General features: G+C 57.4%; 13 protein-coding genes. 8 read left to right on the forward strand and 5 right to left on the reverse strand.

Annotated elements, in window-relative coordinates; translation table 11 throughout:
• Positions 1-63 precede the first annotated feature (63 nt).
• A complete protein-coding gene (locus ACEWL3_RS16410; protein ID WP_386184480.1) occupies positions 64-936 on the reverse strand; it encodes a MurR/RpiR family transcriptional regulator in 873 nt (290 codons plus the stop codon).
• Positions 937-1059: 123 nt separating this feature from the next.
• On the opposite strand from ACEWL3_RS16410, the gene ACEWL3_RS16415 reads away from it, so the two are divergent.
• The 7 genes from ACEWL3_RS16415 (at position 1060) to ACEWL3_RS16445 (ending at position 8752) form a co-directional block, all read left to right on the forward strand.
• A complete protein-coding gene (locus ACEWL3_RS16415) occupies positions 1060-1821 on the forward strand; it encodes an N-formylglutamate amidohydrolase (RefSeq protein ID WP_386184601.1) in 762 nt (253 codons plus the stop codon).
• Complete coding sequence (locus ACEWL3_RS16420) at positions 1814-2383, forward strand: TRAP transporter small permease subunit (protein WP_386184482.1); 570 nt, start codon at positions 1814-1816, stop codon at positions 2381-2383. Before ACEWL3_RS16415 ends, ACEWL3_RS16420 begins: the two co-directional genes overlap by 8 nt.
• Positions 2383-3711, forward strand: a complete 1329-nt coding sequence (locus tag ACEWL3_RS16425) for a TRAP transporter large permease (RefSeq protein WP_386184484.1) — start codon at positions 2383-2385, stop codon at positions 3709-3711. Before ACEWL3_RS16420 ends, ACEWL3_RS16425 begins: the two co-directional genes overlap by 1 nt.
• A gap of 48 nt (positions 3712-3759) precedes the next feature.
• Entirely contained in the window at positions 3760-4797 is a 1038-nt protein-coding gene (locus ACEWL3_RS16430) for a TRAP transporter substrate-binding protein (RefSeq protein WP_386184486.1), read from the forward strand.
• Positions 4798-4861: 64 nt separating this feature from the next.
• On the forward strand, positions 4862-6226 hold the full coding sequence (locus ACEWL3_RS16435) for a glutamine synthetase family protein (RefSeq protein ID WP_386184489.1): 1365 nt from the start codon (positions 4862-4864) through the stop codon (positions 6224-6226).
• Positions 6227-6229: 3 nt separating this feature from the next.
• Positions 6230-7603 carry an aldehyde dehydrogenase family protein gene (locus tag ACEWL3_RS16440; RefSeq protein ID WP_386184491.1) on the forward strand — a complete coding sequence of 458 codons (1374 nt, stop codon included), beginning with the start codon at positions 6230-6232 and terminating at the stop codon, positions 7601-7603.
• Positions 7604-7606: 3 nt separating this feature from the next.
• Positions 7607-8752 (forward strand): iron-containing alcohol dehydrogenase, encoded by a 1146-nt coding sequence (locus ACEWL3_RS16445; RefSeq protein WP_386184493.1) that lies wholly within the window; start codon positions 7607-7609, stop codon positions 8750-8752.
• On the opposite strand, the gene ACEWL3_RS16450 is transcribed toward ACEWL3_RS16445, so the two are convergent.
• The 4 genes from ACEWL3_RS16450 to ACEWL3_RS16465 form a co-directional block, all read right to left on the reverse strand.
• Positions 8749-9603: an ABC transporter permease gene (locus ACEWL3_RS16450; RefSeq protein ID WP_386184495.1), complete on the reverse strand. Its 855-nt coding sequence runs from the start codon at positions 9601-9603 to the stop codon at positions 8749-8751. The two genes, ACEWL3_RS16445 and ACEWL3_RS16450, sit on opposite strands and share 4 nt — an antisense overlap.
• Entirely contained in the window at positions 9600-10466 is an 867-nt protein-coding gene (locus ACEWL3_RS16455; protein ID WP_386184498.1) for an ABC transporter permease, read from the reverse strand. The genes ACEWL3_RS16450 and ACEWL3_RS16455 overlap by 4 nt, the downstream gene beginning before the upstream one ends.
• Positions 10466-11575, reverse strand: a complete 1110-nt coding sequence (locus ACEWL3_RS16460) for an ABC transporter ATP-binding protein (RefSeq protein ID WP_386184500.1) — start codon at positions 11573-11575, stop codon at positions 10466-10468. The genes ACEWL3_RS16455 and ACEWL3_RS16460 overlap by 1 nt, the downstream gene beginning before the upstream one ends.
• A 68-nt stretch (positions 11576-11643) precedes the next feature.
• On the reverse strand, positions 11644-12705 hold the full coding sequence (locus ACEWL3_RS16465) for an extracellular solute-binding protein (RefSeq protein WP_386184603.1): 1062 nt from the start codon (positions 12703-12705) through the stop codon (positions 11644-11646).
• A gap of 366 nt (positions 12706-13071) precedes the next feature.
• Between ACEWL3_RS16465 and ACEWL3_RS16470 the strand changes: the two genes are divergently transcribed.
• Positions 13072-14232 (forward strand): DUF3095 domain-containing protein, encoded by a 1161-nt coding sequence (locus ACEWL3_RS16470; protein WP_386184502.1) that lies wholly within the window; start codon positions 13072-13074, stop codon positions 14230-14232.
• Positions 14233-14363 lie beyond the last annotated feature (131 nt).

The raw sequence follows: 14363 nt of genomic DNA on the forward strand, positions 1-14363 counted from the left end.
AGGGGCGGACCACTTCAAAGGGGGAGGCTCAGCGGGGCGGCTTGCCCCGCGTGGGCACGCACGTCAGGTAAACTTTCGGAAAAGCTTGGTCTGGTCGAACATATCCTCCAACGCTTCCATTCGGGTCCGGGTGTCAGTCCAGCACAGGTCCTGCACAGCAGAGATCATCGTTTCGATCAGCAACATCGGCATGACGGCGGAATCCCAGGCCGACGGCACGACGATGCGGCTGCTGAAACAGATGTCAGACAGCGCATGGATCGGAGAGCGCCACTGGTCTGTAAAAAGGATGATCTTGGCACCCTTTGCATGCGCCATTTCTGCAAGTTTCAGGGTGTTGTTTTCGTACCTCCGCACGTCGAAAATCACCACCACATCGCCTTCCTTGAGGTCCAATAGATAATGCGGCCAGGTGTTGGAGGTTGATTGAACGTGGATGACGCCGGGGCGGATCACCTGCATGTGCAGATAGAGATATTCGGCAATCGTGTGGGATATCCGCCCGCCAACGATATAGACTGCGCGGTCGGTTTCGGCGATGAGCGCGCAGGCGTCGTCAAAGGCCGCCGGTTCGATCTGTGCCAGCGAATGGCGGATGTTGTCGATAACCGCATCGGTGATCCGGTTCAGCACATGACCTGATGGCGCGCCTTCTGTCCATGTATCGTGTTTGGCAATCGGGTTTCTGGCCTTGGCACGCAGCTCTTCGCGTAACGCGGCCTGAAAATCGGGATACCCCTTGAAGCCCAGCTTTTGCACCATACGCAGCACTGTCGGACCTGACACGTCGGCATCTTTGGCCAGCGCGGACAACGGCCCAAGCCCGCTGGCGGGATAGTTTTCCAGGATGGAATGCGCCAGTTGCCGCTCTGCTCGGGTCAGATTGTCCAAGCCGCTCTGAATGCGATCCGCGATGGTAAACTCTGATCCGGGCAAGGGGGGAATCGCCTCATTTGATAGCTATCGTTACAGAAGTATAGCAGATGAATAATTTATTACAGAAAATTGTTGACAGAATCTGCGCACCGCCTGAGTGTTATCGAAATTGGGGGATTATTGGTGCCGCAGATTTCGACATCCGAACAGCCTGTTGTTGTAACCTCCGCACGGGGATCGTCGGACGTTGTGCTGGTCTGCGAACATGCCTCGGCGTATATTCCGCCTGCATTGAATGACCTTGGATTGTCCGGACAGGACCGGCAAAGCCATGCGGTCTGGGATCCGGGTGCATTGGCCGTGGCAGAAGGGATGGCCCGGATCATGGATGCAACGCTGGTGGCGGGCAGAGTGTCGCGGCTGGTCTATGATTGCAACCGCCCGCCGGACGCGCGGGATGCGATGCCGGACCGCAGCGAACGGATTGAAGTTCCCGGCAACAGGGGGCTGGACGCTGCCGCGCGTGACATGCGTGTGGCGACGTATTACCTGCCTTTTCGGCGTGCATTGGCTGATGCGATTGCTGCCTGTGCCAAGCCCGTGATCGTGACTGTACACAGCTTTACCCCCAATTATCACGGTCAGCCGCGTCAGGTTGAAATCGGCATTCTGCACGACAGCGATGCGCGATTGGCCGATGCAATGCTGGCAATTGCGCCGCAGCACACGCAGATGAACACCCAACGCAATGCGCCTTATGGCCCGGACGATGGCGTGACGCATACGTTGAAAGAACATGCGCTGCCGGAGGGGCATCTGAACGTGATGATCGAACTGCGCAATGACCTGATTGCCACAAAAACGCAGCAACAACAGATGGCAGGTGTGCTGTCTCGCTGGATCGGTGCCGCCCTTGAAAATCTGGGTCAGGGTTTGCATGCATAGTCTGGTGCGCGGGTTCATTCGGGCGGTTGATGCCCTTAACTTCCGGCTTGGTCGGATTGTGATGTATGGCATCTTTGTCCTGATGGCGATCCTGCTGTGGTCCTCTGTCAGCAAGACGTTTTTTCTGCCGTCGCTTTGGACGCTGGAGTTGGCCCAGTTCGCGATGGTGGCCTACTATATCCTTGGGGGCCCGTATTCGATCCAACTGGGCTCAAACGTCCGGATGGATCTATTATATGGGGAATGGTCGCCGCGCAAAAAAGCATGGGCTGACCTGATCACCGTTCTGTTCCTGATTTTCTATCTCGGCGTCATGCTTTACGGCGCTGTCGGATCAACGGCTTATTCGCTGGGCTACTGGGGGACAGAGCCGATTTCTTTCTTTCGCGGGCTGATCACCGGAACAGAAGAAATCGGGCGCATGGAAACATCGCCCTCGGTCTGGCGGCCGTGGATGTGGCCGATCAAGACAGTCATGGTCATTGGTCTGTTCCTGATGCTGTTGCAGTGCATTTCCGAACTGCTCAAGGATGTGCTCCGGCTTAAGGGTGAGGCGATCTGATGTCCTATGAAGTGATTGCCACGTTGATGTTCGCCACGATGATGCTGATGCTGCTGACCGGGCAGCGGGTGTTCGGGGCCATCGGGTTTGTCGCCGTGGTCGCGGCGCTGTTGTTGTGGGGCGACAAGGGGGGCTACGACATTGGGTTTTCCGCCGCCATGAAACTGATGAAGTGGTATCCGCTGCTGACGCTGCCGATGTTCATCTTTATGGGCTACGTGCTCTCAGAATCGCGCATCGCTGATGATCTGTACAAGATGTTTCACGTCTGGATGGGGGGGCTGCGCGGCGGGCTGGCGATCGGCACAATCGGGTTGATGGTGCTCATCTCGGCGATGAATGGGCTGAGCGTGGCGGGCATGGCCATTGGTTCCACCATCGCGCTGCCGGAATTATTGAAACGGGGCTATGACAAACGCATGGTCACCGGCGTCATTCAGGCGGGTTCCAGCCTTGGCATTCTGGTGCCGCCCTCTGTTGTGTTGGTGCTTTATGCGATGATTGCACGTCAGCCGGTTGGGCAATTGTGGCTGGCAGGTATTTTGCCGGGGCTGATGATGGCCGCACTGTTCATTGCCTATATCGTGATCCGCTGTTGGAAAAACCCGGTGCTGGGTCCGGTACTGGACGCGTCAGAGCGTGACATTCCGCGTGCTGAAAAGCTCCGCCTGCTCAGGGCTGGCATCCTGCCGCTGGTTATTTTCGCATCGATGATGGTGCCATTCGTAAACGGCTGGACCAGTCTTGTGGAAAGCTCGGCCATTGGGGCAGGGGCCGCATTCTTTGCAGCGGTGCTGAAAGGGCGCATGACCCGCGAGGTGTTTGAAAATTCGGTACGAAATACCCTTGGCATCACCTGCATGTTCATGTGGATCATCCTTGCGGCACTGGCCTTTGGCGCGGTGTTTGACGGTTTGGGTGCGGTCAAGGCAATTGAGGGGCTGTTCACCGATCAACTGCACCTGTCGCCCTGGACGATTTTGATTTTGATGCAACTGTCCTTTATCCTGATGGGAACTTTTCTGGACGACACGGCGATGCTGGTCATTGTTGCGCCGCTTTATGTGCCGCTGGTGGGCGAATTGGGGTTTGACCTGATCTGGTACGGTATCCTCTACACCATCACCACTCAGATCGCCTATATGACGCCTCCATTCGGCTATAACCTGTTCCTGATGCGCGCCATGGCCCCGCCCGAGATCACGCTACGCGATATTTATGCGTCGATCACCCCGTTTGTCTTGGTGATGGTCGGTGCGCTTGTGCTGGTGATGCTGTTTCCGGGACTGGCGCTGTGGCTGCCTGACTATGTGTACAACCAACCATAAAAGAGCCCCCGCAAAGGGGGCCTGACATTTCAACAAAGGAGAAAGATCATGACGACACGCAGACATTTCCTAAAGGCCGCAGCAATTGCCGCCCCGGCCGCCCTTGCCGCACCCAGCATTGTGCGGGCGCAAACCGCGATCAAGTGGCGGATGCAGACCTATGCGGGGTCCGCATTGGGTGAACAGGTGACGAAACCTTGCGTCGATTACATCAATGCCGCTGCAAACGGCGAGATGGAGATCGAACTTTTCTATGCCGATCAGATCGTGCCGACGGGCGAGTTGTTTCAGGCCATGCAACGTGGCACCATTGACGCAGTGCATTCCGATGACGATTCAATGGCCTCGCCCACGCCGCTACAGCAATTCGGCGGGTATTTCCCGTTTGCGACCAAGCATATTCTTGATGTGCCGGCCCTGTTCAACCAATACGGGCTCGCCGATATCTGGCGCGAAGAATACGCCAAAGTCGGGGTGGCATGGCTGTCGGCAGCGGGTCAGGACCCCTGCAACTTCAACACCACCAAAGAGATCAAATCAGTCGCCGATCTGGATGGGCTAAAGCTGTATACCTTCCCCACAGCGGGGCGGTTTCTGTCCAAATTTGGTGTCGTCCCCGTGAACATCCCCTACGAAGATGCCGAAGTCGCGGTCCAGACCGGGGAATTGGACGGCATGGCATGGTCCGGCATTACCGAAGACTACACTGTCGGTTGGGCCGGGGTGACGGATTACTTCCTGACCAACAACATCTCGGGTGCATGGATCGGGTCGTTCTTTGTCAATCAGCAAAAGTGGGCCGATCTGCCTGATCACCTCAAGCAACTGGTGATGGCAGGGATCGAAGCAGGTCACACCTATCGCAACCAGTGGTATTGGGGGGGCGAGGCACGGCTGCGCGCGAAGGGCGACAAGCTTGAGCTGCGCACCATTCCAGCCGAGGAATGGAACGAGGTCGAAAACGCGGCCAAGGAATTCTGGACGGAGATCGCCGAAGAAGGTGAAATCCATTCAAAAATCGTTCAGATTTTCCGCGACTATAACGAGGTCATCAACAAGGCCGGACCGCCCTACACCAACAGTTGAAATATCAACATCCGGGGGGCGGCGCGTGACGTTGCCCCCTCACCACAAATGACTGGAGCCACCAATGCCCGCACCGATGAGTTTCAAAGAGCTGAAAGCCGCCGTAAAAGACGGAAGCATCGACACGGTGCTGGTCTGTCTGGTGGACATGCAAGGGCGCCTGATGGGCAAACGTTTTCACGCGGTGAATTTCGTGGAAACCTCTTTTGAGGAAACCCATTGCTGCAATTACCTGCTGGCCACCGACCTTGAGATGGCCACACCCGAGGGATTTGCCGCGACAAGCTGGCGCGCGGGGTACGGCGACTATGTGATGAAGCCCGATCTGGACACAATCCGCCCGGTGCCATGGCTCGAAGGCACCGCAATGGTGCTTTGTGATGTGCTGGATCATCACCATCACAAGCCCGTCCCACATTCCCCACGTGCGATTCTTAAGAAACAGATCGAGCGGCTCAGCGCGCTGGGCTTTGATGCGATGATGGCGACAGAACTGGAGTTCTTCCTTTTCGCCGACAGCCTCGACGCAATCCGCGAAGGCGGGTTTCGCGACCTTAAACCGATCAGCGGCTACAATGAGGATTATCATATCTTCCAGACCACCAAGGAAGAGCATGTGATGCGCCCGATCCGCAATCATCTCTATGCAGCAGGTCTGCCCATCGAGAATTCCAAAGGGGAGGCGGAGGCCGGGCAGGAAGAGCTGAATATCCGCTATTCTCCTGCACTTGATTGCGCTGATTACCACACGATCGCCAAGCACGCGGTCAAGGAAATCGCATGGCAGCAGGGGCATGCCGCGACCTTTCTGCCCAAATGGCATCATGACCGGGTCGGCAGTTCATCGCACGTCCATCAGTCGCTGTGGCAAGATGGCAAAGCGATGTTCGTCGACAAGTCAGACGAGCTTGGCATGTCTGACCTGATGAAACATTACATGGCCGGGCTGATCGCCTATGCGCCGGATTACACCTATTTTCTGGCCCCCTACGTCAACAGCTACAAGCGCTTTGCCAAGGGAACTTTTGCGCCGACCAAAACGGTCTGGTCCGTGGACAACCGCACCGCGGGTTTCAGGCTGTGTGGGGCAGGAACCAAAGGCGTGCGGATCGAATGCCGCATCGGTGGCTCAGACCTCAATCCCTATCTGGCGCAGGCGGCCATGCTGGCCGCAGGGATCAAGGGTATCGAAGAAAAGATGCCGTTGGCGTCCCCGACGCGCGGTGATGTCTATGAAGATGCCAAGGCCGGTGATATTCCGCAATCGCTGCGGGCCGCGCATGAGAATCTCAAAGGGTCCTCGTTTCTGCGGGCGGCAATGGGGGACGGCGTGGTCGACCACTACGCCCGGGCTGCGGAATGGGAGTTAGAGGAATTTGACCGCGTGGTCACAGATTGGGAAATCGCGCGCGGATTTGAAAGGGCGTAAGACATGGCAACGACAAAATGTATCTCTCCGATTGACGGATCGCTCTATGCCGAGCGCGAATGCCTGAGCATGGACGCTGCGCGTGACGCCGTCGCACGGGCACGCAAGGCGCAAGCCGCCTGGACCGCGCGACCGTTGCAGGAACGCATTGATCTGGTGATGGGCGCGATGGCAGAGGTTGAGCGTACCCAGAAACGTATGGTGACGGAACTGGCCCATCAGATGGGTCGCCCGGTCCGTTATGGGGGTGAATTGGGCGGCCTGAAGGAACGCGCCAGTTACATGTCAAAGATTGCGCAAGACGCGCTTTCGCCAACGATCGTTGAGGACAGCGATGCCTTTTGCCGCAAGATCACCCGTGAACCGCACGGACTTGTCTTTGTGGTGGCACCGTGGAACTACCCCTATATGACCGCCAACAATACCATCGCGCCGGCACTGATCGCGGGCAATGTGGTGATCCTGAAACATGCGGCGCAAACCATCCTTGTCGGGGAACATCTGGCCGATGCCTACCATGCGGCTGGCGTGCCGGACGACGTGTTCCAGAACATTGTGCTGGATCATGAGACCACATCAGCGCTGATCGCTGAGAATGCGTTCGACTTCATCAACTTTACCGGTTCGGTGGGCGGAGGGCAGGCGATGGAACGCGCTGCAGCCGGCACGTTTACAGGTGTCGCGACGGAACTGGGCGGCAAGGATCCCGGCTATGTCCGGCATGACGCCAATCTGGACACCGCCGTGGATACGTTGATGGACGGAGCGATGTTCAACGCCGGGCAATGCTGTTGCGGAATTGAACGGATTTACGTGCATGAAACCCTATATGATGCTTTCGTGGAAAAGGCCGTGGCATGGGTGAACCAGCTCAAACTGGGCAATCCGCTGGACGAGGCAACGACGCTGGGACCGATGGCAAATGTGCGCTTTGCCCGCGAAGTGCGCGCGCAGATTGATGAAGCATTGGCGGATGGTGCCACTGCGCATATCGAGAAGATGCCTGCCGATGACGGCGGGGCCTATCTCACGCCACAGATCCTGACCAATGTCACCCATGATATGCGGGTGATGCGTGATGAAAGTTTCGGACCCGTTGTGGGGATCATGCCGGTCAAAGACGACGAAGAAGCCATCGCACTGATGAATGACTGTCAGTTTGGTCTGACATCGGCGATTTTCACGGCTGATGCAGAGGCCGCTGACGCCATAGGCGCGCGGTTGGAAACCGGGACAGTGTTTATGAACCGCGCCGATTACCTTGATCCCGCGCTGTGCTGGACCGGATGCAAAAATACCGGGCGCGGTGCCGGACTTTCCAAACTGGGCTTCGATGCCTTGACCCGTCCAAAATCATATCACTTCAAGAAAGCCTGAGACATGACCCTGAAAGCCAACTGGTCTTATCCTACTGCAATGCGTTTTGGTGCCGGCCGGATATCCGAGATTGCCGACGCCTGCGCGGTCGCTGGCATCAAGAAACCACTGCTGGTCACAGACAAGGGGTTGGCGGGTCTGCCCATCACCCAAGGCACGCTTGATCTGATGGAAGCCGCCGGGTTGGGCCGTGCGATGTTTTCGCAGGTTGACCCAAACCCGACCGAACAAAACGTCGCAGCAGGTGTCACCGCCTACCGCGACGGAGGCCATGACGGTGTCATCGCTTTTGGCGGAGGATCGGGCCTTGATCTGGGCAAGGTTGTGGCTTTCATGGCCGGTCAAACCCGGCCGCTGTGGGATTTCGAGGACATCGGCGATTGGTGGACGCGGGCGGATGCGGACGCCATCGCACCCATCGTTGCGGTCCCGACCACCGCCGGGACAGGATCAGAGGTAGGGCGGGCGTCAGTCATCACCAATTCAGAAACCCATGAGAAAAAGATCATCTTCCATCCGAAAATCCTGCCCGCCGTGGTCATCTGTGACCCGGAACTGACCGTCGGCATGCCTCCCGTCATTACCGCAGGCACTGGCATGGACGCGTTTGCCCATTGCCTTGAGGCATTCTGTTCGCCGCACTACCACCCGATGTCGCAGGGCATTGCGCTGGAAGGCATGCGGCTGGTCAAGGAAAACCTGCCGCGCGCCTATGCGAATGGCACGGATATTGAAGCACGCGGGCACATGATGTCTGCCGCTGCGATGGGGGCCACGGCATTTCAGAAAGGTCTGGGGGCCATTCATGCGTTGAGCCATCCGATCGGCGCGGTGCACCACACCCACCATGGCACCACCAATGCGGTTGTCATGTTGCCGGTGTTGGATTTCAACCGCCCCGCAGTTGAGGACCGTCTTGGCATGGCGGGCAATTATCTGGGAATATCGGGCGGATTTGATGGCTTTAAGACCTATGTGCGTGAGCTGACGCAAAGCCTGTCGATCCCGGCGAACCTGACCGATCTCGGCGTCGCCGACCCTGACATTGAAGCGCTGGTGGCATCTGCACTGCGTGATCCGAGCGTCGGGGGCAACCCTGTGGAAATGACCGCCACCAACACCAAGGCGCTCTTGCTGGCCTGTTTCTAATCCTGCCGTTTTTGCAGCAGCAGCGAGGCAAGCCCAAGCAGGGCAGACACCACAATCAACAGCAACGACACCGCGTTGAGCACCGGTGTCGAACCCAGCTTGAGCCGGTCAAACATGGTGATGGTCAGCGGCGCGTCCGACCCGACCAGCATCAGCGTGGTGTTGAAGTTCTCAAAACTCATCAGCACCGCAACCACGCCCGCCGCAGCCATTGCTGGAAATAGAAAGGGCAGGGTGACGGCCCGCACGGCACCCCACCGGGTCGCACCCAGGTTCAGCGCCGCCTCTTCGAGGCTGGGGTCAAACTTTTGCAGCCGGGCCGAGATGACCAGCGTGGCAAATGTGGTGATGAACGAAAACTGTCCCAGAATGACCAGGATCAATCCGGGGCGCAGCCCGTCAAACCACATGCCTGTTGCGTCTTCGAGAAAGTTGGCGACCGACGATGAAAAAACCAGGATGGAAATCCCTAAGATGATGCCGGGAATGATCAGCGGCAACAGCATTAGAATGTAGAGGAACCCTTTGCCGCGAAATTCGTACCGCACAAACAGGAATGCGTTGCAGGTGCCCACCAAAACCGCCAGCAGCGAGACCCAGAACGCCACCACACCCGAGGTGATCAGCGACCGCAAAATCGGGCGTTCATGGAACACCCCGATATAGGGCGCGTCGGTGCCAAAGAACCATGCCCAGGTGAACCCTTCCCATGGCAAGGACGGAAAGACGCTGTCGTTGAAGGCAAAGACACAGACCGTCGCTAGGGGCAGCGCCAGATAGATGAAAAACAGCGTGACATAGGCCCGGTAGGTCCATTTGAATGCGCCACTTTGGGGGATGCCGGTGATCATGTCTGAGCCATCGTTTTACCCAGCGATTGTCCGGACAGCTTGAGACCAACAAAGACGATCAGCGACGACAATCCAAGCAACAAGAACCCAAATGCCGACCCAAGTTCCCAGTTGAACCGCGTGATGAACTGGCTGTAGATCAGGCCGGTGAACCAGAGGCTGTCCTTGCCCCCAAGCAGGATCGGCGTCAGGTAATTGCCAAGGCTCAGCATGAACACCACGATACAGCCCGACACGATGCCGGGCATGGCGTGGGGGATCACGATTTCGCGTAGGATGGCAAAACCACTTGCCCCCAGATCGTAGCCGGCCTCGATCAGACTGTCATCAAGGCTGTCCAGTGTGGTGACCAGCGGCACGACCATGAACAGCATCGAGGTATAGACCAGCCCCGTCATGATTGCCGCATCGTTGTAAAGCATCTCAACCGGGCCGGAAACGAGGCCGAGATACTGCAAGGCATTTGAAAAGACGCCTGTTTCACGCAGCAGGATCATCCAGCCAAACGTGCGCACCAATTCGCTGACCCAGAACGGGATCAGACACATCAGAAAAAGGGTGGTCTTGGTCCGCCCGCGCGTCAGCTTGGCGATGTAATAGGCAATGGGAAACCCGATCAACAGGGTCAGCATCGTCGATGCAATCGACATATAGGCGGTGCGCGCGAATGTGTTCCAATAAAGCGGCTCGTTAAAGAACACCCCATAATTGGCAAAGCTGGTTTCGTATTCGCGCACGCCCACCTTTTCGCGCAGGCTTACCAAAAACATGCCGACATGTGGCAGGACAATCAGTGTGATCAGCCAGATCAGCAGCGGTGCCATCAACAACCAGAATGCCAGTTTTGAGCGATCAGTGCCCATCACATTCCCCTTATCGCGGAATAGACCCGTGTCTGCTTTGGTTCCCATCCAAAATGGACCACATCACCCCGTGTCAAGTCGCGGAATTCACCGGTTTGCGGCAGGGCCACTGACATCTCTGCACCTGTGGTCTGATCGCGCAGGATCAATTGACTGTTGGCGCCATTGAACAGAACGCTTTCAACTGTGCCTTGCCCGGCGTTGCCCATCCCAGCCATGTCGGACGCCTTGCGCGACAGACGCACGGCTTCGGGCCGCACAAAAACGTCCACCTTTTCGCCCTGCGTCAAACCCCCACTGGCGTCGATCCCGCGCAAGATCTGCCCCTGGTCCGTCGCCATCTGCAAGCCAACACCGTCGCGCTGATCCACAGTGGCGGCAAAACGGTTCGCTTCCCCCACAAAACCGGCAACAAATGCGGTGGATGGTTCGTAATATAGCTCTTTTGCGGTGCCCGTCTGTTCGAACACCCCGTGGTTCATCACCGCGATCTGGTCGCTCATCACCAATGCTTCGGACTGATCATGGGTGATGTAGACAAAGGTGGTATTGAACTCGGACTGCAGCTGTTTCAATTCGATCTTCATGTGTTCGCGCAACTTGAGATCCAGCGCGCCCAGAGGTTCGTCCAACAGCAGCACGTCCGGCTCAAGCACCATACAGCGTGCGATGGCCACCCGCTGTTTCTGACCGCCAGACAATGAACTGACAGGGCGATCCGCGACGCCGCCAAGGCCGACACGGTCCAGAACGCGCTCAACCAGTTTCTTGATGTCCGTTTTGTTCACGTCGCGCTGGCGCAGGCCGAAACCAACATTGGCCCCGATGTTCATCATGGGAAAAAGCGCGAGATGCTGAAAAACCATCGACACCGGGCGTTTGTTGGGGGGCACATCCAGCACAGATTTGCCCTTGATCAACAGATCACCACTGGTTGGTTTCTGAAACCCGGCGATCATTCTGAGCAGCGTCGTCTTGCCACATCCCGACGGTCCCAGAATGGAAAAGAACGTGCCCTGCGGCACGCTGAAACTGACATCTTTCACCGCTTTGAAGTCATCGAAGTTTTTTGAGATCGCGCGGCATTCGAGATCGGGAATTTCTGACATGTAGTGCAGGCCCTGAATAAAATCGGGAAGCGCGATATCCGCGCTTCCCCATCGTGACGTTTACGTCTTTAGTTGGCGGCGTTGATCCGGTCCAGTGCGGCACCTTCCAGCGCCTCAAGGCCTGCAGGCACAGAAGGATACCACTTGATGTTGTCGATTGCAGCTTGTGGAAAGCTGGCCTGATACTTGGCTTTCAGCGCATCATCCACTCCAGCGTCCCCACCCTGCGACGCGGTAAAGTTGCCAGCCGCGGCAGTGATCATCGCAGCAATCTCGGGCTGCATCACAAAGTTGATCCACGCATAGGCTGCGTCATCGGCGCGACCGCGCGCGGGCAGGGCAAAGGTATCGATCCAGCCCAAAGCCCCGGACGCAGGTGCGACAAAGGTGATGTCGGCATTATCATCGTTCAGCTGCCAGCCGCCTGTGTCCCACGCCATCGATGCCACAACTTCGCCAGAGCGCAGCAGGTTCTTAAGCTCGTCACCACCGTCCCAGTAGGTTTTGACGTTGGGCTTGCAGTCGATCAGCTTGGCCTCGACCTGATCAAGAATATCCTTGTAGGCCGCTTCATCACCGTAGGCAGCAAATGGGTCCAGACCCATTGCATAGGCAAAGCCGATCAGCGTTGGACGCTTGAGGCGGTAAGACACCTTGCCGCTGACAGATGCATTGCACAGGTCAGTATAGTCTTTGACGTCACCGGCCATCGCGGTGTTCACAACCAGACCACTGGTGCCCCAGACATGCGGCAGGCCGTATACTTCACCATCGACGGTGGTATTGCCCTTTGTTGCTTCCAGCATGGATGGGATGAAAAGACCGGTATCGATCTTGGACATATCAATGGGCTTGTAGATGCCAAATTCTGCTTGCGGGCCCGCGATCCGGTCCTGGCTAGGTTGGGCAAGGTCAAACCCGCCGCCGTTGGTCGCGCGCAGTTTGGCGATCATTTCTTCATTGTTGGACTTGGTCACTTCGACCGTGTGGCCGGTTTGTTCCTCGAACTTGGCAATCACGTCATCCGGTGCGTAGCCGCCCCATGTCAGCAGCCGCAATGTGTCCGCGTTCACTGCACCTGACGACAAGGCCAAAGCAGCAACAGTTGATAGGATCAGTGTCGATTTCATCATGTTCTCCATTATTTTTCTTAGCCCGAATGTGCGGATTTCATCCCGTCTTTCCGGGTCCCCTGTCTTTAGCGGTCCCATATGACACGGACGTGACAGCAATCCCTGTCTGGGTTTCCTTGCACGATTAGTACATCTATTTGTTTCTTTAACAATGGCTTTCGGTGCGGTCATGCGGGTCAATCTCGGCACTTAACAAATGCCACTGCACAATACGCATGGCGTTGGGGTGTCAGCATTTGAATTCGGCATTTCTATACCGTGAACATACCTTAAACGACGGCCTGCTGCCGTATCCTTCATGGCATCGGTGGGCACGTGCCAATTTGTGTTGGACAATGCCAGTGCCGCGCTTACAGAGGAGGGATGGAAGATACCCCTCCAAGCACCGATTTCTATGCATCTGTCGTCCCGCAGGATGATTTTGCGATCTTTGCGGACGGAGAGACCTACACCGCCTTTCCGGATGATTGGTGGGTGGGCACCTCGGACATCGTGGGCTCGACACGGGCGGTTGCCGAGGGGCGCTACAAGACCGTCAACATGGTCGGCGCTGCAGTAATTTCGGCACAGATGAATGCCCATGGCGGCGCAGATTTTCCGTTCATCTTTGGTGGTGACGGTGCCGGGTTTGCGGTTCCGGCAGCGTGGAAAGACCGTGCAGAGCACGCGCTGGCGGCCGTTCGGATTTGGGCGCGCGAGGAGTTCGACCTGGGTCTACGGGTTGGCCTGGTCCGGGTGTCGGACATTCGCGCCGCCGGGCTGGATATCACCGTGGCGCGGTTTCAGGCGGCCAAAGGCGTGGATTATGCCATGTTTTCCGGCGGGGGGCTCAGCTGGGCTGAAGAACGGATGAAGACCAGCGCCCATGGGTTGCCCGAGGCCCCCAAAGGTACCAAGCCTGATCTGACTGGTCTGAGTTGCCGCTGGAGCCATATGCCCAGCCAGCATGGGTCGATATTGTCCGTCGTCATCGCGCCGCGCGTTGGCGTGACCACCCCTGAATTTGCGCGGCTGGCGCGCAGCGCCATTGAACTGGCCCGTGGACTTGCGCGCGCTGGTCATCCGGCCCAGCAGGCAGGTCCCGGCGTAGACTGGCCACCCGCAGGAGCCGCCCTTGAGGCACATGCGCAACGCGGTAACGGATCGCTTGGCACCGCGCGACGCAAGGCTCTGTTTGAAAGCTTCGTGGCATGGATTCTGATCAAGACCGGCCTCAAGATCGGGGGATTTGATGCGCGCAAATACCGGCGTGTAGTGGGCCAAAACGCTGACTTTCGCAAATTTGAAGACGGGCTAAAGATGACATTGGACTGCGACGGCGTGACCGAGAAGCGGTTGCGCGCGTTGCTTGAAAAGGCCAAAGCGGATGGGATCATCCGCTTTGGCCTTCACGCGCAATCCGAGGCGATGATGACCTGCATCGTGCCCTCCATCCTCAGGGACGATCATATCCATTTCATTGATGGTGCCGCTGGCGGATATACGGTGGCCGCGCAGGCGATCAAAACCGAAGAGGTGCGTTGAACGCGGGATTGTGGTGTCTGTGCCATATGGCGCAGCATGCGATCCTGTCCTGCAACACATAAGCTTTCAGGCGTTGTACCCGTTTGCTTGTTATTTGCGGCGCACGCGGTAGGCTGGTTTTGCTCGATAGT

Source organism: Sulfitobacter sediminivivens (assembly GCF_042611115.2).
GTDB classification, from domain to species: Bacteria; Pseudomonadota; Alphaproteobacteria; order Rhodobacterales; family Rhodobacteraceae; genus Sulfitobacter; species Sulfitobacter sediminivivens.

Coding starts and splice junctions, on each gene's coding strand:
- ACEWL3_RS16470 (WP_386184502.1), top strand. CDS start 13,072: ATGGAAGATACCCCTCCAAGCACCGATTTCTATGCATCTGTCGTCCCG.
- ACEWL3_RS16425 (WP_386184484.1), top strand. CDS start 2,383: ATGTCCTATGAAGTGATTGCCACGTTGATGTTCGCCACGATGATGCTG.
- ACEWL3_RS16455 (WP_386184498.1), bottom strand. CDS start 10,466: ATGGGCACTGATCGCTCAAAACTGGCATTCTGGTTGTTGATGGCACCG.
- ACEWL3_RS16430 (WP_386184486.1), top strand. CDS start 3,760: ATGACGACACGCAGACATTTCCTAAAGGCCGCAGCAATTGCCGCCCCG.
- ACEWL3_RS16465 (WP_386184603.1), bottom strand. CDS start 12,705: ATGAAATCGACACTGATCCTATCAACTGTTGCTGCTTTGGCCTTGTCG.
- ACEWL3_RS16420 (WP_386184482.1), top strand. CDS start 1,814: ATGCATAGTCTGGTGCGCGGGTTCATTCGGGCGGTTGATGCCCTTAAC.
- ACEWL3_RS16440 (WP_386184491.1), top strand. CDS start 6,230: ATGGCAACGACAAAATGTATCTCTCCGATTGACGGATCGCTCTATGCC.
- ACEWL3_RS16460 (WP_386184500.1), bottom strand. CDS start 11,575: ATGTCAGAAATTCCCGATCTCGAATGCCGCGCGATCTCAAAAAACTTC.
- ACEWL3_RS16450 (WP_386184495.1), bottom strand. CDS start 9,603: ATGATCACCGGCATCCCCCAAAGTGGCGCATTCAAATGGACCTACCGG.
- ACEWL3_RS16445 (WP_386184493.1), top strand. CDS start 7,607: ATGACCCTGAAAGCCAACTGGTCTTATCCTACTGCAATGCGTTTTGGT.
- ACEWL3_RS16435 (WP_386184489.1), top strand. CDS start 4,862: ATGCCCGCACCGATGAGTTTCAAAGAGCTGAAAGCCGCCGTAAAAGAC.